The organism is Paenibacillus phytohabitans, from assembly GCF_013141775.1.
Classification (GTDB): domain Bacteria; phylum Bacillota; class Bacilli; order Paenibacillales; family Paenibacillaceae; genus Paenibacillus_AQ; species Paenibacillus_AQ phytohabitans.
The window spans coordinates 227,415-248,876 of record NZ_WHOB01000012.1; the positions used below are offsets into that span (position 1 = coordinate 227,415).

The 21,462-nt window shown below is 53.3% G+C and carries 12 protein-coding genes; 4 read left to right on the forward strand and 8 right to left on the reverse strand.

The genetic code is table 11. From position 1 onward, the window contains the following. Positions 1-132: 132 nt before the first annotated feature. Both GC101_RS01360 and GC101_RS01365 read left to right on the forward strand, forming a co-directional pair. Positions 133-795, forward strand: coding sequence for a TetR/AcrR family transcriptional regulator (locus tag GC101_RS01360; RefSeq protein WP_171715804.1), 663 nt, complete (start codon positions 133-135; stop codon positions 793-795). Then, positions 792-2,072 (forward strand): MFS transporter, encoded by a 1,281-nt coding sequence (locus GC101_RS01365; RefSeq protein ID WP_171715805.1) that lies wholly within the window; start codon positions 792-794, stop codon positions 2,070-2,072. The genes GC101_RS01360 and GC101_RS01365 overlap by 4 nt, the downstream gene beginning before the upstream one ends. Before the next feature lie 182 nt (positions 2,073-2,254). Here GC101_RS01365 and GC101_RS01370 read toward each other — a convergent pair whose 3' ends face one another. The 5 genes from GC101_RS01370 to GC101_RS01390 form a co-directional block, all read right to left on the reverse strand. Beyond that, the gene (locus tag GC101_RS01370) at positions 2,255-5,272 is read right to left on the reverse strand and encodes a beta-xylosidase family glycoside hydrolase (RefSeq protein ID WP_171715806.1); all 3,018 of its coding nucleotides are present in this window, start codon (positions 5,270-5,272) and stop codon (positions 2,255-2,257) included. A 32-nt stretch (positions 5,273-5,304) separates the two neighbouring features. After that, positions 5,305-6,450: a hypothetical protein gene (locus GC101_RS01375; RefSeq protein ID WP_171715807.1), complete on the reverse strand. Its 1,146-nt coding sequence runs from the start codon at positions 6,448-6,450 to the stop codon at positions 5,305-5,307. Positions 6,451-6,617: 167 nt separating this feature from the next. After that, the gene (locus GC101_RS01380; protein WP_171715808.1) at positions 6,618-8,345 is read right to left on the reverse strand and encodes an extracellular solute-binding protein; all 1,728 of its coding nucleotides are present in this window, start codon (positions 8,343-8,345) and stop codon (positions 6,618-6,620) included. A 111-nt stretch (positions 8,346-8,456) separates the two neighbouring features. After that, positions 8,457-10,067: a response regulator gene (locus tag GC101_RS01385; protein ID WP_246354120.1), complete on the reverse strand. Its 1,611-nt coding sequence runs from the start codon at positions 10,065-10,067 to the stop codon at positions 8,457-8,459. Beyond that, positions 10,045-11,808: a cache domain-containing sensor histidine kinase gene (locus GC101_RS01390; RefSeq protein WP_171715810.1), complete on the reverse strand. Its 1,764-nt coding sequence runs from the start codon at positions 11,806-11,808 to the stop codon at positions 10,045-10,047. The genes GC101_RS01385 and GC101_RS01390 overlap by 23 nt, the downstream gene beginning before the upstream one ends. A 139-nt stretch (positions 11,809-11,947) precedes the next feature. On the opposite strand from GC101_RS01390, the gene GC101_RS01395 reads away from it, so the two are divergent. Continuing rightward, positions 11,948-12,883, forward strand: coding sequence for an ABC transporter permease (locus tag GC101_RS01395; protein WP_171715837.1), 936 nt, complete (start codon positions 11,948-11,950; stop codon positions 12,881-12,883). Between the two features lie 32 nt (positions 12,884-12,915). Then, entirely contained in the window at positions 12,916-13,794 is an 879-nt protein-coding gene (locus tag GC101_RS01400; protein WP_171715811.1) for a carbohydrate ABC transporter permease, read from the forward strand. 273 nt (positions 13,795-14,067) lie between these two features. Here GC101_RS01400 and GC101_RS01405 read toward each other — a convergent pair whose 3' ends face one another. The 3 genes from GC101_RS01405 to GC101_RS01415 form a co-directional block, all read right to left on the reverse strand. After that, positions 14,068-14,913, reverse strand: a complete 846-nt coding sequence (locus GC101_RS01405) for a DNA-binding protein (protein WP_171715812.1) — start codon at positions 14,911-14,913, stop codon at positions 14,068-14,070. Between the two features lie 278 nt (positions 14,914-15,191). Next, on the reverse strand, positions 15,192-16,904 hold the full coding sequence (locus GC101_RS01410; RefSeq protein ID WP_171715813.1) for a hypothetical protein: 1,713 nt from the start codon (positions 16,902-16,904) through the stop codon (positions 15,192-15,194). A 2-nt stretch (positions 16,905-16,906) separates the two neighbouring features. Further along, a complete protein-coding gene (locus tag GC101_RS01415; RefSeq protein WP_343049547.1) occupies positions 16,907-21,460 on the reverse strand; it encodes a glycosyl hydrolase 115 family protein in 4,554 nt (1,517 codons plus the stop codon). Positions 21,461-21,462: the final 2 nt, after the last annotated feature.

Consider the following 21,462-nt stretch of genomic DNA (forward strand, 5'->3'; position numbering starts at 1 on the left):
ATAATCTTATTAATATCAATCATTAAAATAAATAGCTTATTACACTATTTTTTAGTTGCAAAATGAATGATGTGTCATTAAGATAATAATGACACATCATTCATTTTGGATAATAGGAAAGGCGGCGGATAAATGTCTCCCCGACTGACGGATCACCGGAAAGAACAGCGAAGCCGGCAGATATTAGATGCTGCTAAAAGCGTATTTATCAGAAAAGGCTACGGATCGGTCTCTCTGAAGGATATTATCGAGGAAACCGGCATGAGCAGGGGCTGGATTTACCTCTATTATCAAACGAAAGAAGAGATTTTTGAAGCATTGCTGGATCATCAGGATCTTGAGTATGAACAGTATCTTGAATATTTGACGGCTGCTTCATCACCCGTTTGGCAAATCATTGTCACACTATATACCCAGCAGCTTCATGATTTGGAGCAAACGGAGGGCGGTGGAATGGTGCCTGCCTTTTATGAATATTTTCTAGTCGGCTGGCGCGATTCTTCACGCAGAGAGATGCTTAAACAACGGTATGAAAGAGGCATTGTCCGCTTTGCAGATTTGCTCCGGTTGGGGGTAAGCCGCGGCGAATTCAATCCGGTCATGGATCTTGGTCAGATATCCAGACTGGTCTCATCCTTTCAGGAAGGTATCGTTACACATTCTATTACAGTGGGCACCAGACAAGCGGGTACCCGCCTGCAATTCAATGCACTCCTTAACTATCTGTACAGTCTGCTTCAACCGTCAGCGGGTAAAGCAAAGGATTTCTTTGATTTGGGGGAGGAACTATTATGAAGTCACTTTTTCGCAATCCTGTATTCTGCAAGCTGTTTTTTGCAGCTTTTGCTTCTCAGCTGGGTACGGTGGTTGGCAACATGGCTTTTGCCTATTATCTGGTAGACCGGTTCAGCGAACGCCCCTCCCTGGCAACCACTGCGGAGCTGATGTATTCCCTGCCTACGCTGGCTGTATTCTGGATCGTTGGGGTTGCGGCCGACCGGTTCGACCGTAAGCATATCGCTGCATACAGTGATTGGATCCGTGCTGGATTGACCTTACTGCTGCTGTTATTCGTACATTACGATTTAATTGTGCTATGTTTTCTGGTTTTGTTTCTGCGCAGCTCGATCTCCAAATTTTTTGGTCCGGCTGAGATGGGGCTGCTGCAGGGAAGCATAGGTCATGACCAGTATGTTCAGGCCTCCGGTTTGAACCAGATCGTTATGGGAATGTTCATGTTATTCGGGATGAGTCTGGGAGCGACCGCTTATCATTTTATTGGAATTCAAGGCGCTATCATCGTTGATTGTGTCAGTTTTCTAATTTCGGGTCTGCTGCTGGCCTGGGGGGATTTCCCCGAGAATGCCCGGATGCCTAACGGTAAGAACCGTATTCGCGAGCTCCGCTTTTCGCACCTCATTACAGATTTCTCGCAAGGTCTTCGCTATATCGCCGGAAATCGGCTGCTTCTCGTACTGATCAGCGGGTTTTTGTTCTTTGGGATCGTAAATGGTGTGTTTGCAGTGCTTCCGATTTTTGCAATGAAGTATAAGCTGAGCCCGGATAATTATGTTGTTTATTCCTCGATGATTACCGTTTTTCTTGGCATCGGCTTCCTGGTGGGCAGTATTCTCGGCCCGCGTCTCATTGCCCGCTTCACGCGGACTCCGGTACTTATAACGGGATTATTCGCAGCAAGCCTGCTTATCGGCGGCCTGGGTTTTGCCGGGCAGGTCGAGGTATACCTGGCTATTGTCCTGCTCGCGGGTATTGCTATTGCGCCAATTAATATCGTTCTTGGCAGCTGGATGCCTGAACTGGTTCCCGCCCGTAATATGGGCCGGGTTAATGCTTTGATTGATCCGGTTATGATGCTGGGCCACTCCATGGCACTAAGCATAGTCGCCCTGGCCTTTCCGGCCTGGATTTCAGTGACTTGGCTGCATTATATACTCGCGCTTTGTACAGTAGGCGTCAGCTTCTTCTATCTTTTTTCACTTCCTTCCCTCGTCCGCAGGCTTGGGGTTCAAACGGCTGCAGAACACGAGGCATCGCACAGTGAACCGGCTTGAGATGACTATCTTTGTTGAACTAACGCCCTTTGTTAGCCCCGTTAAAAAAAAGAGCGGTCCTTTAAGTCACTGAAGTGACTTGAAGAACCGTCCTTTTTGAATTGCTGCCTCTCTATATCACAGTAACTATCGTAATCCGGTTCACCGCTTCAATTCTATAGCTGACTCCTTGAATGTATCGGCTACTCCTGCACCGCCGTCAGCACCAGGTCGTCGAAATGGACTTCACCGGCGGCGCTGCCTTTATACAGATAAATCGTGGCGCTGGTGCTGGCGCTTCCTGTTGTGAATTCAATTTCTTTGTGCACATATCCTGTGCCCTGCTCGAAGCCCCAGGCATCCGTGAATGTGCCGCCGTAATTCTTGACCCCAAATACCGCTACACCGCCGTCTGCACTTTGTCCTAAGCCGGACAGCCTGTAGGTCGTGTCCGGAAGCAGGCCGGAGACCGTCTGCTCCATGCCTGAAGCCGGCCCGCTTAGCCTTGCGGAGTATTCTCCTGTATACGGGGCAGTGTCTGAGATCGCAGCACCATTATAATGGACTGCCCAGCCGGTGAAATCACCGCTCTCGAAGCCGGGGTTCTGCAGCAGGTTGACAGGCTCCGGTTCCGGTTCGGTCTCCGCCGGAATGAACTTGAAATAATCATAGTTCGCCGTAAATCCTGTACCGCCTCCCGTGAACAGGCCGATCTTCGGCTCCGCAATTTCCACTGTCTGATCCGCTCCGGCCTGCTGGTAGCTCACACCGTCAGCGGAATAGAAGCCGCTGTACGTATTGCCCGTCTTCACGAGTCTGAGGTATACGGCCGAGCCCAGAGTATCGGCAGTTTCGACATGCTGCCGCACGGTATTTTTTTGTGCGGTGAACTGGAATTCGTTGCCGGTGCCGTACATCCGGGTAATCCGGACGAAGGTCGCATCGCTCTCATAGACAATCAGGCCGCCCTGGGCCCATGGGGACGCCGGTAATCCCGTCAGCTTAGTCTCTAAGGTCCAGTCCCCTTCAGGCGCTCCGGTGAGCAGAAGATTCTTGGCCGTTGCAGCCCCCTCTGCGATTTCCCCGCTCTCTGCTGTTATCCGCATAGAGCCGGGATTTGCCGTCAGCGACCAGGCTGCGCTGTTCTCCCTAACCCAAGTCCACTGACCATCCAGATCGGGCCCGGCGAATTCGTCACTTCCGCCTTCGGTGAACACCGGTTCGGCGGGACCGGCAGGAGATGCGCTGAATTGAATCAATTCCAGATCGTCGAACGTCACTTGCCCCGCCCCTCCGGCTTTGTACAGAAATATTGTAGCGCTGGTGCTGGAGGCCCCTGTAGTAAATGTAATTTCCTTGCGGGTATATGCAGCTGCAGTCATATAGACACTCTGTTCGGCGTTGCCGTGGTTCTTCACTCCGAATACGGCCGAGCCGCCGCCGCTGGCTGCGCCATAAGCGTATAGCTTATACATGGTGTTCGGATGCAGTCCGCCAATGTTCTGCTCCATTCCTGCATAGTTGCCGGTAAGTGCCGCTGCATAGGTTCCGGTATGTGCTCCGGTGTTTACGATAGAAGCTCCATTGTAATGAAGCGGCCAGTTGCTGAAATCACCTGTCTCAAACCCCGGATTGAGCAGCAGATTACTCTGGGAAGGCGGCTGTGGCAGCGGAGGCAGATTGTTCGGGTCCAGCCCCGCTCCCTCGTAGGCCCCAATATTGGGAGCAGTGCCTGCCGGAACAGAATTGCCGAAATAATCGCTGCCGCCGTTGCTGCTGATGATTCTGCCGCTGCCAATGGCCGGAGAGGTATTCAGCAGCTGATAACCGGCCAGCGTGCCGCGTCCGATGCCACCCGAGGCTGGCGAAGCGAGCTTCGGATCAGTGGTGATTTTGTGCGGGTCAGCCGGTTCGCTGGATGGATGGTTGCCGTAGAACAGATTATTATCGAATATGTTGCCGGTGCTGGAGCCGAACTGGTATCCCCCGGTGCCCAGATTATAGATCAGGTTGTTGTAAAAGGCCGTATTTGAAGCATAGCCATCCCAAAAGCCGTAATTGACCACCTTGGTGCTGGAAGTGAGCGGCAGATAGACCGTATTATTATAGAACTTCGCGCCGTTGACCGGGCCGTTCAGATTGAACACCGCACCGCCGTCATTCTCGCTGATATTATAGCGGACGACCGCATTGGTATTGTAATTGGAGGCAGTTGTCCCGTCATTGACGACCAGTACCATCCCCCCTGCGTTATGGTGACTGTAATTGTACTGGATAATAGTGCCGTCACTGTTATAATCCGCATCAAAGGCCATTGCGTCGCCGCCGGGGGCGGTGTTGTAGACTTCATTGTACTGGATGACCGCATCCTTCGTGCCCCATACCCACAGCGGCACATGGTATCCGGACGCGCGGACATGGGTATCGTACACCACATTATGCTCAATGACCCCGCCCGTCGTATTGAGCACAACCGCCCCGTCGGCAGCCACATCGTTAATGACATTATTCTGCACCTTAAGACCGGTGGAGTAGGTGCGCTGTGCTCCATTCAGATAGATTCCTACACTGTCGAGCGAATAGATGTGATTATTCTTGATGACCACGTCCGACACATGCAGATCCCAGTCCGGACCCCAGACGATAATTCCGCCGTTATGCACATAATCGGTGGCTGTTGTCCCTTTGACCTGATGGATATCGAGATTCTCGAACACGAAATGCTTATAGACCTTGGGATTGGTCCAGCTTCCGCTGCTTCCGCTGACATGAATGCCTCTGCGCTCGCCCGGACTGGCTGCATTATTGGTAATCTCGAGATTACGGACCTCCCACTGCTCCTGATTGTAGAAATATACGGCAGCGGCGGCACCACCACCTGCAATCAACGGCTTGGCCCCTTCGCTGTACCGGTCAATCTGAATCGGGCTGCCTTCGCTGCCGGAGCCCTGGGGTGACAGCGTCCCCGTCCAGACTCCGCCCGCCTTGAACAGAATACGGTCGCCGGGATGAAAGACGGTAGCATTCACTTTGTCCAGCGTCTTCCAGGCCTGGGCTTCGGAGCTGCCTGTGTTGCTGTCGCTGCCCCCTGCCGAATCGACATAATAGGATGTACCGTCTGCGCGGACCGTTGACGGGACTAATACGGACAGTACAGATGCCAGAATCAGGATTGCCGTCAAAATCAGCTTGTTCATCTGATGCCATGGTCTTCTTGTCATCTTGTCTTAAACCTCCCGATATGAATGGTATGCTACTGCATTTGCAGGCCGGAATATCCCGGCTCCGTTAGCTCAATCCGGGCGGAACGGATTCGCTGCTCCAGTTCCCGCCCGAAGCCTGTCTCCGCCGCCGCTTTCCCTTTCCGCTCCGCCGCTGCTGTTTCTGGCTTCTGCGGTTTTACATCGCCAAGCACCGCCATTACCCATTCCCCTGTGAAGCCTTCATCCATGACCGGGCTGATCTCGCCGGACTCCCGCTCACTGGTTAGCCAGGTGTACAGCTGGCCCTGCTCGCGGAAATACACTCTGGCGTTTGCGCTGTCCAGACTTTCACTGCTTAGAGTCAAGTCAGGAAAGGAAGCGTTATCATTTCTCAGTTTTGAAATCGCCTCTTCCGGGCTTCTGCCCTCAAGAAGCAACTGACGCACCTCAGACAGAAGCTGTTGTGTTCCCGGCTTGTTATCCGCTACACCTTGCCCTTTGCTCCGGTATGCTATGGAAATGCGGGTAAACGTAAGCTCTTGTTCCTCAGAAATGCTGCTAACCTGATCCTCCCGTGCCGGTTCATCTTCCCGTCCGTGTTCCCCAGGCACTGTCATCCTCTCCCGAAGCGCAACCTCCAGATTGCTCAGATAGTACGGGATGAAGCTGCCTTCATCCAGCTCGGCCGGACCAAACACCGCTATCCCGGCAGCCGCTGCCTGAGCCCGCCGTTTGTTCTCGCGTTCCATCTCAGAGAGCAGCCCGTCAAAGTCCGTGCTGTCAACAAGCCCTCCTTCATACCCCATCTCCAGCAGAATCCGGCTTCGTGTCCAGGACGTAAGCGCCTCACGCTTGAGCAGCTCCAGCGGATTCACCCCGTCAATCTCCAGCTCCCAGAAGTTCTCTTCATACGCCTGATGGTAAGTATCCCGGAAGTATTCAATCACCTGCGTGCGCTGGAGTCCCATCGCATACTTCAGTTCCGCCGCCGTCACTGCATGCCCGTTGATCCGTGCCACCTCGGTGTCCATTGTCATCCGCTCCGTTATGCCCAGTTGAGCCTTGGTGGAAGCATTCTCCTTTCCCTCAGGCCCAACGAGCCTTTCCGGGACTCCGCCTCCGCTTAACAGCAGGACAACGGCCAGACACAGCGGGACACCCGAAGCTGCGGCAGCTCTGCTTTTTGTCCATTTCACCGCATTCTCCCACCTTCCTTAACAGGTATACATTGCATATTCACCAGGCAGCAAAAAGGAGGAGGATGATCCCGGCTTCCCGTCCGTTTCTCCTCCTCCTTCCGGCTAGCGTCCGGCAACAGCAGTCCTGCAGCTTTAGCCCAGATAACTCCTGCTGGGTTCGCCTGTCACTTCGTGCTGTCAAACCATTCATTGGCTTCCTTCGTCATCTGCTCTCCGCCAATGCTGTACCATTCCTTGACGAATGTATCGAAATCCTCCAGCGGCTTGCGGCCGTAGATGATCGCCATGATCGCCTCTCCTTCAAGCTTCGTTGTGATGCCTCCCTTGGACTGCATCGCCGGTGTACTGGCTCCAAGGAACTTGGGCGCCCAGTAGCTGTCCTTGGCCCATCCATCGACGACGATCTGCGCCGCCTTCAGAATATCGGGATTGCCAAGAGCCGCAGCTTCAGCCTCTGTAAGATTTCCCTGTTCCAGCAAATCCCCCTTGTCTGCGGATTGCTGCAGCACACTGAACGGGTCCTTCGGCTCATACAGGAAGTATTTGTAGACCCCTACCGAGCCTCCGGGGATATCCTCGCTAACCGTGGAGACCGTTCCGTCCGCCTTAAGGGTATAGTCATAGTCTTCAGCCCAGCCGTGCTCGAATTCGCTGCCTGGTTCTTTGTCCACTCCGGCGAACAGACGGTTGAGATACAGGAACAGAGCATCGGTATGCTCAAAGCCTTGCCTTACCAGCATCCCTCCCTTCAGGAACGTGGTATCACGCGCTCCTGCCTTGCCATTCTCAGTGGGGATGGGGTAGGGCTTCATCGTTGCTCCCGGCACGTTCTTCTGCAGGTCAGGAACCGGCCAGCTGCCCATCCAATACGGAGCCACCACGACCCCTACCCGTCCCTGGCCAATCAGCTCGGCGAGCTTGTTCTCATCGTGCAGCCCGGCCTCCTTGGAGATATAGCCCTTCTGGTACCAGTTCCGCATTACCTCAAGGCCCTTCTTCATCTCTGGTACGGTCGAACCATGCACCAGCTTACCGTCCGCGCCCTGGTTCCACTGGTAAGGAACGGTTCCGAACGGCCCGAAGATCCAGGTGCTCTCCCCGAGCCAGCCTGCCAGCGGATTCGGGTGGCCGCCGCCCGAGCCAAGACTCACGCCAAGCGGAATGATAGAATCCGTATTGCCCGGCTTCTTATCTAGCAGCGCCTGCATGAAGGCTTCCAGCTCCTCAAAGGTCGACGGTGCCTGCATCCCCAGTTCGTCCAGCCAGTCCTGGCGGACCCACATGACAGCATTATCGTTCCCGGCGTTGGCAAAGTAAGGCAGGCCCATATGCTTACCCTCGAAGGTAACCTGGCTCCAGATCAGCGGGTGGGAGCTGAAGATCTCCTTCACGCGGTCCGAGGCATACTTGTCGAAATCCGCTGAAACATCCTTGTAGGCTCCGGATTCGATCAGCTCATTCATCAGTCCGATATCCATCGTTGTGACGACATCCGGCAGCTCCTGCTTGGCTGTCAGCATCAGCCGCATCTTGGTGGCGAACTGCTCGCCGGGCACCTCCCACAGATGCTGGATATCAATCCCCAGCTGCTCCTTCGCCCAACGGGTATGCACATTGTCACTCAGTGTCTCCCCGTTTTTGTACTTGAAGCTGGAATCCGTAGCTGTAACGGTAGTGATGGTGACCGGAGTTTCGAAGCGGTATGTCCCGTCCTTGATCCCTTGAATCCGGGCAGCGTCTCCCTCCGCCTCCGCAGGCGTAGACGGCTGGGCGGATGACGGCGGCGCTGTGCCGGCAGCTCCGTTGCTGCCGTTCGGTGAACAGGCTGTGAGCAGCGACAGCAGCAGCGTTGCCGACAATAGCAGCGCGAACCTTTTTTTTGTCCTCTTCATGCAAGAGCCTCCCTGTGTTCCTGTAATCTCTGACGCATTCATCTTATTACAACGCTTTCACGGGAGTAAGAGAGAAAGATTTAAGGTGATATGGTAAATTCTTAAGCATTGTTACAGCAGGCGTTCCCGGTATTCCTGCGGCGTAATCCCGTAATAGTTCTTGAACAGCTTGCTGAAATACGGAGGATTCTGGAAGCCCAGCCGGGCGGCCAGCTCATAAATCCGGATCTCCGTAGAGCGCAGCAGCACCGCTGCCTGCTCCATCCGGTAACGCATAATGTAATCGCTCAGATTCTCGCCCGTCTCCAGCTTGTACATGGAGGACAGATATACCGCATGGAGCTTCACGTGGTCGGCAATGCTCTGCAGGGAGACATCCCGGGCAAGATTCTCCTCAATGAAGCGGTGGATTCTCGCCAGCAGCTGGCGCTTGTGATCGTTGTATTCCGCATTCTCCGACTGCGCAAGACAGGACAATATCCCCTCCGCCCAGTCCGCAATGGTGGCGGCACTGCGCATGATCCGGGCTGATTCACCAAGCTCTCCCTTCCCGGATGTCGCCTCCATCAGGGTCTTTCCCTGCTGGTGGGCAATGGCCAGGAAAGCGCTCACCAGCGTATGGTACAGCTCGGCCAGATGCTCTTCGGAATCGAGCAGCTTCTCCTCCATTTCGCGGACAATGGCGACCAGCTTACTGCGCACCTCATCCCACCGGCCTCCCTCCATCAGCCGCAGGAATGCCGGCGGCGCATAGAGTGAGGTCAAGGTGCGGTCAACCGTCCGGTTGCTGCCCGCTAGAGCCAGGAATTCCTGCTCACTGCGCGGGATTTTCCGGAATTCGTTCAGCGACTTGCGGTAGACCTGCGCCAGCTCCAAGGGAAAGCGCAGCGGTTCACTCAGCAAAAGCGAGACCTGCCCCTTGAGTAGGCCGGACACCTTCAGCTGCAGTTCATGTGCCTTGGTATGCAGAGCCCTCACATCCATTTCACCCATCTCCTGCGGTTGCTCCCGGCTGCGCAGCGCAAAGATGAGATAGCCATAGGCATCACGGCAATGCCAGACATCACAGTCCGGCTCCAGAATCTCTGCCGCAATATTCCGCACCGCATATTCAAACAGCAGGGCATCCGGTTCTTCTCCGCTGCCGAATACCTTCTCGGGCCGCACCATCACCAGCAGCAGCGAATCCTCCGCATGGAAGGGGAGCTGGTACTCCTTCAACCGCTCGGCTAACGCTCCATTCTCCGGCAGCTGGCCTGACAGCAGATCATTCAGAAATCCCGACCGCAGCATCGGCATATGCTGGTGCAAGGTCCGCCGCGCCCGTTCCTGGGAAGCAATCTGCTCCCATTCCGTGCGGAGGCCGGCGGCAACCCGCTTCACCTCGGCCAGCAGCTCTTCATCCTTGACCGGCTTCAGCAGATAGCCTACCGTCCGGTGCTCAATCGCCTGCCGGGCGTATTCAAATTCGCCAAAGCCTGACAGCAGCACACAGCGGGTTCTTGGATAATGCTCATGCACATGCTTGCATAAGGCTAAACCGTCCATCCCGGGCATGCGGATATCCGTGACCACAATATCGACCGGATGATGCTTCAGCAGCTCTGCCGCCTCCAGACCGGATGCTGCCTGATACACATGCTCCACACCGGCGGAAGCCCAGTCATTCTGGACCATGCTCTTAAGAATCATTGGCTCGTCATCGACGAGCATCAGCTGCATTTTCACTTGGCTGTCCTCCTTCATGTTCCCTTTTCCAGCGCAGGGTGACCCGTAAACCGCCCAGACCCGGCGAGGCGTCCAGCCTGATGCCGGACCCCGGACCGTACTGCTGCTTCAGACGCTGATTGACATTCCACAGGCCGCAGCCTGTCTGCTCATTCATGGGCAGCTCCAGCTCTTTCATATAGCCGGCGATCTGCTCCTCCGTCATGCCCGCCCCGCTGTCCTCAACCTGCAGCAGATTATACTCCCCTTCTTGTACACCTGTGACCTGTATCGTGCCCGCTCCCGGCTGCGGCTCCACACCATGGATAATGGCATTCTCCACTACAGGCTGCAGAAACAACCGGGGGACCGGCTCAGCCAGCATGTCCGGCGGAATATTCAGCCCGAAATCCAGACGCTCCAGTCTGAAGGCGTAGATATGCAGATAGTTCCTGGCCTGTTGTACCTCTTCCTCCAGGAGCGGACGCTGGTTCTCCACCCGTGTCGTATAGCGGTAATAATCACCCAGATGATAGACCATCTCACGGATCGTTTCCGTTTCCCCTGCCTTGGCGCAGGCGGCGATGAAGGAGAGGCAATTGTACAGAAAGTGGGGATGAATCTGGGACTGCAGCTGCTTCAGTGTTGCGAGCCTGGAACGGTTCTGCTCCTCATAGACGTCATTGATCAAATGCTGGGTCTGCTCGGCCATCTCATTGAACCGCAGGCGCATGTAGTCAAATTCGTTATTAAAGCGCTTTCTTATGCGAAAGGAATAATTGCCCCGCTCAAAGCTCCGCAAGCCTTTGACCACCTCTGACACCGGCTTCTGCACATGCTGGTACAGCAGATAAGAGGCAATAAGCGCCAGCAGGGCCAAGACGACAAAGCTGAGATAGAACATTCTGCGGCTCTGCACAACCGGTGCGTGAATAACATCAAGCGGGACATAATCCACCAGATAGGCATCCAGGGAAGAGAGATACGCATAGCTGATAAAAGTATCCTCCCCGCCGATTTCCAGGCTCCGGTGTCCGGATTCCTCCAGCGGATCTTTGAGCAGCCGGCGCCCGGTTTCCCTTGCGGCCGCATCGTCTGCCGATACGGCACCGTAAGCTGTACCGTAAGCCGTGAGCAGAAAAGCTTTGCCCGGATTATCCTGCTTGTAGTCACCCAGCATCCGCCGGATATTGTCGACCGTGAACCGTACCTCGAATACAGCAACGGGCTCCTGGTTCTGCTCCTGCGAAAGATAAGGGTCCCAGACGAACATCTGATAATACGGATTCACCGCACCGGTGCCCGGATGCAGCCTCCATACACCCGCGGGAGACAGCTTCATCTCCTTCATGTCGAACGTGTCGCCCGGATTGGTGGATATACGTCGCCGGCTCTCCGGCAAATAGACGGACAGATCGTTGCGCCAGTTGCTGGAAAGACTCTGCAGCAGCAGCTTTTCCTTGACCTGTGTCTGGTAGTATAGCGTCTGATAATAATCCTCGGTAAGCAGATTGAGCTGCAAATCCGTAATGGAGGAATCTCTCGTCAGCACACTGGAGGATAAGGACAAGCGGTCGATGTTCGACTCAATCTGATTCTTCAGGAAAAACAAGCGGCTTTCGTTGTTATCTGTAATCTGTCCATCGATGACTTCAAGACTCTTCTCACTGAAATACGTATAGAGCAGAGCCATTGGCAAAATCAGCATAAAAATAACAGCAGTGATTTTGACAAATACCGGCCGGTATCTTCGCATGGCAGCACCCCCTTAACAAATTGACAGTTACCTTAAATATCTATATCTGTACAGTTCAGGATTGTCAAGCCTAATATGGTTGTAGAATCCGCAAGCGGCGGACATTTAGGAGGAGACCCGTATGAAGCCAGGCACAGATATGGCGGCCAATGCCGCTCCCAAGGCCAATCCCGGAACCGGCACAATAGCCAGGCAGTTTGCCGCCACATGGAGGCTGCATCTTATGCTGGTGCCAGCAGTGCTCGTCGCGCTGATATTCAAATATGCCCCTATGCCGGGCATCATCATTGCTTTTCAGGACTTCAAGCCCTGGAAGGGCATTTCCGGCTCTTCGTGGGTGGGCTGGAGCAATTTCGAGCTGATTTTCTCGATGCATGATTCCCGGCAGGTCATTCTCAACACACTGATTATCTCCTGTCTCAAAATCGCCTTCGGGCTCGTAGTTCCGGTGATATTCGCCCTTCTGCTCAACGAAATCCGCCAGACGGGGCTTAAGCGTTCGGTTCAAACCCTGGTCTATCTGCCCCATTTCATGTCATGGGTGATTCTGGGCGGCATTCTCCTTGATCTCTTGTCCCTGGAAGGGATTGTGAACCAGCTGCTCAGCTTCTTCCACATGCAGCCCGTGATGTTCCTCAGTGAAGGGAACTGGTTCCGCTTCACTGTCATTCTGAGCGACTTGTGGAAGGAATTCGGCTTCAGCGCCATCGTCTTCCTGGCCTCGCTGTCCGGCATCAATCCCGCGCTCTACGAAGCGGCAGAGATTGACGGGGCGGGCCGCATGAAGCAGACTCTCTACATCACGCTCCCCTCGATGCTGCCGATCATCGTTGTGGTCTTCACCCTGTCGCTGGGTAACATGCTGAACGCCAACTTCGACCAGATCTATAATCTGATCAATTCCCTGGTGCTGGACAAGGGCGATATTATCGATACGTATGTCTACCGTTCTTTCCAGGAAGGCCAATATAGCCTGTCCACCGCCGTCGGCCTGTTCAAGTCAGTAATCGGCTTTATCATGATTGGAGGAGGCTACTATTCAGCCTACAAGTGGGCAAATTACCGGATTTTCTGACATGCTTGTCAATTTGAAGGAGGAAAGGCCTCATGTACCATAAAAACCCGACCTACCGCATATTCTATCTGTTCAATATCGCTTTTCTTGTGCTGATATCCGTGGTCTGCGTGCTGCCGCTGCTCCATATCTTTGCGGTGTCCCTCAGCGGTAAATCGGCAGCAGATTCCAACCTGGTCGGACTGATCCCCGTGGATTTCTCTTTGGATGGATATCTGCGTACCTTCGAGAATAGTAATTTCCTGTCGGCACTTAAAATCTCGGTGCTGCGCAGCGCTGTCGGCACGATACTGGCCATGTGCGTAACGGTGCTGGCCGCCTTCCCCCTCTCGCGGAATTCCAAGGAATTCCGCGGACGCAGCTTCTATGTATGGTTCTTTCTGATTATTATGATCTTCGACGCCGGGCTCGTCCCGCATTATATCCTGATGGAGAAGATCAATCTGATCAACTCCTTCTGGATCTTCATCCTCCCGGGCCTGGTCAATGTATGGAATATCATCCTGATGATGAATTTCTTCCGGGCATTGCCGCGCGACCTGGATGAAGCCGCGATTATGGACGGTGCAACCTCCTTCCAGATTATGTCCAGAATTTATCTGCCCGTATCGCTCCCGGCCATCGCCACCCTGTCCCTATTCACCCTTGTCGGCCATTGGAATGCCTGGTTTGACGGTATGCTCTATATGACCTCGCCCGACCGCTGGCCCCTCGCCACGCTGCTGCAGACCATCGTCGTTGTGCAGGACTTCAGCAAGACCGGCATCCGCTTCGAGGATCTGCAAACGCTCTCCAACCGTAGCGTCAAATCCGCGCAAATCTTCATCGCCATGCTGCCCATCCTGCTGGTCTATCCTTTTCTCCAGCGCTTTTTCGTCAAGGGCATCGTGCTTGGTGCCGTTAAGGAGTAAGATGAGCCAGTCCTGGTTCTACAGCAAATAATCAGTCGGATTTCCTCTACGTTCATCAGCTCAGCATGTTTAGCTTATATGAGATATTTGTTCCCTTAAACGCAGAAAAACCCGCGCTCGGCGCGGGTTTTTCTGCGTTTAAGTTATTTCTTTTGACAAAGCTCAGATCAGTGTCCTGCCCCGTGATTATTAATGGTAATAAGGTTAGATGCCGTATTTACATTTGGACTGCTACTATCTGCTGCACTTGCGGAAGTTGAGATTACGACAGAACTAATCAACAATGCGACTGTTAATAACAAGCATGTTCTTTTCATCTTTTAAAAACTCCCTCTCTAAGATATTTTGCATGATCCTACGGTGTCTCTCTAGTTGTGAGGTTGAAGCATAGGGCCTGACGAGTTCATAAAATGCAGTCGTCTTCCTAAAGCCTGTCCCGTCTTCAAGATTATCACTTAATATCAAATTATCCAATATTAGGTTTATGGCATCGACAATTTTTTCCCTCTTATATAAATAAATGGATTGTAAATAGATGTAATCTATATAGTACCTTACATCTTCCCGTTTCTCTTTGCTGCCTATTTCTTCGACTTGCTCCTTAAATTCTTCAAGCACCCAATCGATAGGGTAATTATATTTAATTGCGGATTCTAACACTGTGATTAAGCCTGCCAGAAGTTCTTCTTTATCACTCTTGAGGATAAATTCCACATAGTCAGACAGAACATTCGTTTTTCCTTCAAGCAGATCCAGAACGTAGGTGTTTGCTACAGCAATATTCTTATAGTATTCGACCTCTGCAAGCCCCTCTTCGTTTAATTCTTTAATCCAGCTCAAGTCTGCATATCGGCTGATGCATTTCCTTGACTCAGAATAATCACCTAATTTCTGATAAGCAATCCCTTTCATGCACGAACTGTAACCAAAGTAATAGGCTATGTGTCTTTTTCCGTTTTTGCTGTTGGCGCTATGTTGCTGTGTGGAGTCATATGTAATGGCCGCGAGTTCAAAGAGCTTGTCTGAAATTTCGATGATTGCTGCCCAGTTTTCCCATGAAAACGAGACTTTAATCATATTTGTTAAAGAATCTGAATCCATCCCATCCAGTTGTAGCAATTTCTATTTCACTCCTTTACATTCCATTATATACCAGATTATAGACCTCGTTCTTCCTACGGTCAATTATTTTGCATAAAAAATCCCCTAAACCTATATTATTTTACCATAATAACCCATATAATTAACAATTGTGACACATTTCACCTGCATTAAATGCAAGAAAGGCATTCAACTCCTCTGCAATGAAACGGAACAAAAAAGCCACAACCGGGACATTGCTTTTTCCGGCTGTGGCTTCTGTTTGTAACTTTGTAAACTTGTATCTGTGGCTGCCGTTACTTTTTGTCCTGCGCCTGCTGGGTAGGACCATAATTGGCGGCTCCGGTGAAGTGAACATCTACCGCAGACGGATAGGTTTTCGGTAGCTGTAAATCCCGCTGGTACAGTCTCAAGTGCTCTCCGCGCGGAAGCATATCGATGACGTCACAGCCTCTCCAGGATACCGAATACTCTTTGCCCCGCACCGTTTCTTGGACCACCGCCGTTTCGACAGGATGCTCCAGCTCGACAATATCTCCCGCAGCTACATTGCGGAATACCGCCAGATTACCCTCCCTTGAGGCTGCGCATTCTACTCCATTAATCTTCGTGCTGAGGTCCTGCCCCATCCAGTCGTACAACCGTACCGCTACATCACAGCGCATCTTGGGCCTGATGGAAATATAGCCTGTATCGGGGTAATTCATGCTTACCGTCGATTCCTCCGTCTCCTTATCCACGGGGATATTGACGAGTACTCTCCCATCACAGAATTCCACGGCCCGATTCCATACGATCTCCAGTGCCACCGGAGCCATGCCGACGCAGCAGCCCGCAATAGAGCGGAATTTGGACAATGAGATGGAGTTAACGAGGGAACCGCCGGTGAAGCCGCCAATCATTCTCTTGTCAATCTCCCTGTAGGTGACTCCCTCCCCGTCAGGCAGGGTATTGTCTGTCACTACATAGGAAGATACCTTGACCTGGTTCTCCACCAGCTGGTTCCGTGCAAACAGGGTCATATCACCCCAGTATTCCTCGTACCCGGCCAGAATCAATTCATTGGCGCATTCAATCATATCCTTGATGCAGCAGGTTTCACAGTGCTCTTCATGCTGGGGATGCCACTGGGCATATTCGGGCACCCAGCCGAAGGAGGAGGACAGGGAACGGATATAATCATATATCCCTTTGCCTGCGGCAATATACTGCCCGGTCCCTGTGATACGTCCAAGACGGACCAGACCCGAGGCCACCCAGCCCGCGGAATGGACATGGCCGAAAAACTCCATTTTGTAATTAAAATACCGTGAAGGTCCTAAGAGGTGGTTGGCAATGCCGACCGCCAGATCAAGCGCTACCCCGTCTCCGGCGATCTCATATCTGCGCACCAGGGAGTGAAGAATAATAGCATTGCGGATTGCCTGCTCCCCCCGCCCGGTATGCCGGGACAGATCGAACCCGCCGTCTTTCAAATACACGTCATTGGGGAATTCGTACACCGGCTCCTTTTCCTCATAATCGCCTGACCAGAAGGTACGGACCTTTCTTTCGATGACCAGGGAGCGGAGCCCTCTTACAAGCTCGGACGCCCTCTTATCCGGCTCCGGGTCCAGAGGATTGTTCTCCACCATCCGGTTCAGCGCCGGAAGAATATAGCCCATTTCATGAAATGAGCTGTGATTCGTATGGGTCCAGGGGTATGGCTCATGAAAGCGAAGCCCGTGCTCTCCCCAGGACTTCATGAGATGGCGGGAAAAGGAGGACTGAACCTCTGCTCCCTCTTCCGTTTTCAGCATTTTGCGGACGGCGTCAATGGCTTCATACCATGAGCCGACCAGCTCGGCATCATCCACCCGGCAATGAGCGGCTTCAGCTGGTTTTTTATGAGGCAGCACCAGCCAGTACGGAAGGTTATCTTCCTTTTCATCTACCATGGATGTCAGATATCCCAGAACAAGCTTAGCATTTCGTAAAGGCTCGAATTTCTCATATAACGGAGTTGACATATCTATCCCTCCATGACTCCCGCCGCTTCAATTGGTTGATCCTTCGATTCCGGCCGGGCATTAGTAGTGTTAATGTTAGTAATGTAAACCTTGAAGTCGTCGAAATCGATAGAGGCATTGGCGTAGCCGTCGATACCGAAGCGCTGGCCGGTCAGCTTGCTGCCGCCGGTATGGCGAAAGCTGAAGTCTGTGGCCACCGGAGCCGCAGCATCGTTAATATAGACGGTATAAGTCTTGGCGTTCCAGTTAGCCACCATTTTAATTTTATACCAGGTGTTAAGGTTGAAGTCTTTCACCTTAACCTTGCTGGAGGCTCCATTCTGCACAACAATTTTACCCGTATCAAACGCCGTGACCATAGAGTAATTGCTGCTCCCGCTGTCATTTCTCACCATGGCGCCATTGGCGTACGGGAAGCTGCTGTTGACTCTGGCACGGTATTCGATAACGATACGCTGATTCGCAGCAGCCTTGACCTCACCTGTATAGGGCAGGAACAGGTCAGCCTTGCCGGAAGCAGAAGCTGTGGTCAACCGCAGGAATTTATTCCCATTCTCCTCCTGCACAGTGGCCGTAGCACCATTAGTCATCCCCTCTACGTTAAAGCCGTAAGGATATTTGCCCGCCGTATCAACCGAGAAATCCCGGTATACATTATAGGTCACGCCACCCCCTGTAAGGAGGAGAGAGTTATCCAGCGCTGTCTCAGCGGCAGTAATGGCATTCAGGGCTTCATCCGCTTGCTGCTGCGAAGCTGTACCGCTCATGGCCAAGGCATCCGCCGCCGCAAGCGCGCTCATTAAGGAGGCGTATGCCGCCTGACTGTAATGACCGGGAGCGTCACCTAAGGGATAAGAGATCCCTGACATTGCAGTGCGCTTCGCGTTCACAGCTGTCTGGAGTCTCTGGCCTACAGTACTCTCCGTACGGAGGGAGGGCGTCCAGAGGGTGTCGGTCGGCGTTTCGCCGCTCTTCGTCAGGTAGATACGGTCGATATACAGACCGTCCTCGCGCATCCACAGGCTGAAGTCATGTTCGCCCGCTGTGGCGGCGGTAACCTTACCCACGTTTTTCCAGTGCCACTTCTCATCCAGATTATTGCTGAAGAATACATCTGCCGGGAAGTTGCCAAGCGTGCCGTCCAGCCCGCCGCGGATGGAGTCGGAAGCGTTGTCAACATACCGCCAGCGGACCCAGACATTGTACGTACCCGTGTTGCTGAAATGGATGGTGTACGTCAATTCCGGACTATATACAGGGAATTCGGCATCTTCTGACCTCTGTGCGCCCAGATCGGGAAGGCGCATGGCCATGCCGGTGTCTGATTGAGTCAGGCGCCAGGCATTGGGAAGCTTCCCTGCCGCCTGGGCCTTATCCCGCTTAGAGACGGTGTACGCCTTCATATCCGCGGTAATCTGATCTTCGGCTTCAAGCACATGCTCCATGGCGTAATCGGCTTCAATGCCCACCTTTCCATCCGCTTCTACAAAAGCTCCCCCGCCCCAGCCGGCCGGGATATTCTTCGCCTGCGCTGCCGCCAGGGTCCAAGGCAGAAGATCAGTGCCGGAGCTGAAGGATGTGTTGTATTCGTGGTTGTAACTCTCGTCAGGACCCAGCTCAGTTGGAATAATACCCTCCGGACCGGTGTAGAGCACCATTTTGTCAACCATGATAAAGTTATCTACCATCCACAGCTTAATAGTGTGTTGTCCCGCTGACAGAGCGGGCAGATTCACCACATGCTTCTCGATCATATGGAAAATGTTGCTCACCCAGACGGTGCCCTGACCCTCATCGGCGGCGGCCGATTCCACAACCATCGGGGCTTCGTTATCTACAGATACTGCAAAGCGTACCTTCCCCTTGGAATTGAGCGTGGGAATCCGGTAGATCTCCAGCGGGAACTGGCCTGATGAGGTCAGATTAATGTCATACTCCAGGCTGGGAGCAGATGAGAGAATTGCACTCTCCTCTACGGCACTCAGGTCAGGAGCAGAGGCACGCACGACATCACCGCCAAAAGCACGCCCCAGATCAGGGACGATCTTCCAGGTCTTACCGCCCTTCGGATTCAAGCGGCTGTAATGCTCGGCTTCGATCGAGACATAGCCGTCAGCCTCCGCGTAGCCCTGGATGGCGGACAGGGGCACTGCCGGATTCTCAATGACCACCTGAATGGTCTTATTCGTGCCTGCGGCAGTATCGGTAATCGTAATTGCTGCGGTTGCGCCCTGGTGGGCTTCCATCTGATCCACGGTCACCCAGAGCCGGGTCTCGTCGTTTACGGTTCCTGCCGCAGCAGATAGCTGTATCCAAGGCTGATCGGCGGCGGCCGTCCAGCTGATGCTGCCGGCTCCTTTGTTGAAGACTAGAACGAACTTGCCATCCTGGTTGTATGGGGAGAAGACCAGAGCGGAGTCCGCCTGTGGCATTACCTCACCCTGCACGACCACCCCCATGGACGGGTCGCCCAGCACCAGCGCCGGTGTGCCGGGCGGAAGCTGATTAATGACCGGAGGCGGCGCAATCTCGGGATCGATGAATCCCTTCCATTTGCCCTCTGCCATCGAACTATAGCGCGCAATCTCGTCTTTTTTTGCCAGATCGGCCTCCTGAGAGAGCTTGAGGAACGTATCAGCGGAAGCCATCCTGCCCTGATCAGAAGCGAGATTACTTCGATCCGCATAATAGTAGGCTTTGTTGACGTAATAGGCCCAGTTTATTTTGGATTGCACCAGTTCATAGAAGCTCAGCTTCTGCGCCTCAGGCAACGCATTGTAGATAGCGGCGGTACGGTTGAACAAGTCCTGATATACTGCCATGCGCCTGGAGCTCTCATCTCCATAGTCCGTCTGGTTGAACAGGCCCACCTTCATATGCTCAAGCTTGCGGACATTGGTGTGCTGGTAGAAGGAGCCCAAAATATCAGCGGTCTCGTCACTGTACGCACTGCCAAAATGTTCGGAAGCCCAGTCCTTCAGAAATTGATCTGCGCGGTTCTTGTACTTCTCTGTGTCCCACCCGTAACGGATGAAGAAGGTCATCTCGGCCTCCTGCGGCTTGATATCGCCCACATTGAGGATCCAGGACTTGCGGATCTGATGATCCCACGACTTGCTGAGCTCCTCGCCGATCAAGGCCAGAGGGATTGAATTGAGCCATAGATAGCTCTGGTCAACAGGTGCCCAGTAAGAGACATGATAGTATAGACCGTGTCCGCCTTTGCGCGCACGTTCTTCGGCCTCCGGAACACTCCGCATGATCCCGTGATTATCATCGCACCAGATCACGGTCACATTCCCCGGCAGATCAAATCTGGGATGATTATAGATCGGCAAAACTTCCTTGTAAGGGATAAACGCCTGGAAGGCATTCTCGTATTTATCCTGGCCCAGTATCTCCCGAAGCAGCTTCTGCTGTTCCCGGATGATCTCATTCATAAGGGCAGCTTTGCGCTCATCCAAATCACCGCCCAGGTAATTAAAAGCAGGCTCCATGAGATTCTTTACATTGAAAGCCTCGTCATGGATTCCCCTCATCCCTAGCGTCCACTGCGCCTCGGTGTCCTGATGGCGTTCAATATTTTCCCGCCAGTACTGAAGCACGGCCTCCTTGCTCACGGTGTAATCGTACTGGATCGTGTCGGGGTTAACCCCCTTCCGGGCAGCATAGCTCTTTTTCCACTCATCCCACTCGTGGGTGTTCGTCCGCAGCAGCATATCGGGATGACTGGAGCCGAGCACGATGCCGTATTCCTGCACCAGCTCCATATTGCCCGGAACATTGTTGATTGAATTGACATGCATGGCCGCCCAGAGGTAATTGCCCTTCAGCCGCAAAATGAGCTCGAAAATTCTGGCATACGTCTGCGGCCCCATCGTGTCCGGGTCTTGGAAGACCTCTTTGGCCCAGCGGCTGAGCTTTTCCTCATCATTGAGGAATACGCCCCGGTACTGCACATCCGGCATATCAGTAACCGAAGTATTGGCCGCTATATATACCTCATCCTTGGTTTGGATTGCAGTGTCCGCGAAAAAATACCACGGGTCTACCCCCATCCGTTCCGAGAGCTCGTATACGCCAAAGATGGCTCCACGGGAATCCGATCCGGCGATGACCAGCGTATTGCCGTCTACCACCTTGATCAGGTAGGCTTCCCATTTGTTTTTAATTGTGCTTACTTCAGCTGCGCTGATCTTCCCCTCGGTAATAAGCGCCTGGATCTGAGCACTGTCAGCCAGTGTGCCCACGATCACGACGGGGCCCTGGGGCAAGGCGGCCCCGCTATTCACATGGGCGTCCAGACGGGTGACCCGCTTGATATCCTCCTTCAAGTCATTCACCACGCGTCTGACCGGAGCTTTCTCCCCGGCGTCAACCCAGAGGGCCGCGGCCGTTCCGTTAGCCGCTAATGGGAAATCGCCGGCCTTCCCCGCTTCAGATAGCATTCCTCCGTCCTCTGAAAGCGGAGTATTGGCAGCATAGGCGGGCATCCCCCCGGCCAAAAGTACGATTGTGATCATCATTGCAAACAAACGTTTTGAATATCGGATCACTT